Origin of the sequence: Candidatus Magnetaquicoccus inordinatus (genome assembly GCF_004217665.1) — a bacterium.
GTDB lineage: Bacteria > Pseudomonadota > Magnetococcia > Magnetococcales > Magnetaquicoccaceae > Magnetaquicoccus > Magnetaquicoccus inordinatus.
In genome coordinates this window covers 1-1,314 of the sequence record NZ_RXIU01000464.1, presented here as the reverse complement: position 1 = coordinate 1,314, position 1,314 = coordinate 1, and the positions used below count along the sequence as shown (strand labels likewise).

Sequence of the window (1,314 nt, the reverse complement as noted above, 5' to 3'; positions counted from 1 at the left end):
GATTGACCCGATCACCAGATAAAATATGCATGGATTCCAGATATTTGACATCTGTTACCGGATCAAGCTGCTCAAACCTGAATATCATCTGTTGCACAATGGGCTGGTGATAACCATCGGTAAACATATGCTCACAGGCAGGGCACTGCAGCCAGGTCATGGGAGGAGGAAGAGTTGCTCTTTCGGCAGGAATATATTCTGCATGATGTGCTATTCCCTTGATGACCTGGTGAGGCGGCTCCTGGTCACACAGAGGACATGCACGGTATAAAATGCGGGAGTAGACCAGATTATCACCAACAATTTCGTTTGCCAGTGCCGATGGCACGCCACGCTTTTGCAAAATCTCGACAATTTGTCCGGGAAAAATCCCCATGCGCAGCAGATGAATGGCCATTTCAAACAGCGCGAAAAATGCGTGCACCGTATGTTCCGCGATGCCCATGCGTAGTGTCAGAAAGGTACGAATCTCCTCAGAGGGCACTCCCAGATGCAACATCCGGGTAATTTGTTTACTCATGCTATACATGCCAACCTCTGTATATTGGGACAATTCAGCCTTATCGCTACCAGGATCATTCATCATCATGAAACAGAGTGTGTGGGAGGGCGACTACAAAGAGACCATACAGTAGGGCAATCGCATTTGCCAATTTCTTCACTGTTGCCACAAGCAAAACTGTGCATGTCGGGCGTCCGCCCTCCCAGAGAGTGCCCCTGCGGGGCACAAATCTGTGCGGCGTGCGCGAATGCTACGCATTCGCTTTTGTGAAACGCCGCACATTTTCAGCATGGCTTTGCCCTGCACCCACCAGGAGGAGATAATCTCCTCCTGGACTCCATAATAATTTTCTGGTTTTCAAATGCGATTGCCCTGGACCATACAGGAAAATGGGAGCGCTTGCAGGAGTGGCTCCATGCGGCCAGCATGAGATGCAAAACAAGCAATTAACTCATTTATGCCTTTTGGCTCCACTGCGATGACCGATGCGATTCCACAGCATAATGGCTGTTTAACGCCTTGACACGGCGATTTTCCGAAAAGAGTTGTGCCGCCACCTCCGCCTTGTGCGCCAGCAAGGCAGCTTGAACCTCTGGCATGCGCTGCACCAATCTCTGCAGCCATGTGCGTAAATATAGCCGTTCTCCAGCCGATACCGCAGCCATCTCTGCCTCAGGAATCTGCTCCAAAGCCACCATGCCTTCCTCCCATTCACGGGCAAGAAAGCCGACCTCCTCCGCTGATAAACGGCTTGGATCGAGCAAACGGTCGAGAATGGTTTCCAAATTACTGAGAATAACCCTCATGCCACC

1 protein-coding gene and 1 pseudogene are annotated in these 1,314 nt (G+C 50.8%); both read right to left on the bottom strand.

What is annotated here, in order from left to right; translation table 11 throughout:
• Window positions 1-520 (bottom strand): annotated as a pseudogene (locus tag EJP87_RS16555) (hypothetical protein); the annotation flags it as partial.
• Window positions 521-957: 437 nt separating this feature from the next.
• Window positions 958-1,314, bottom strand: a 357-nt coding sequence (locus tag EJP87_RS18185; protein WP_193771487.1) for a hypothetical protein, incomplete at its 5' end; no start/stop codon positions are given.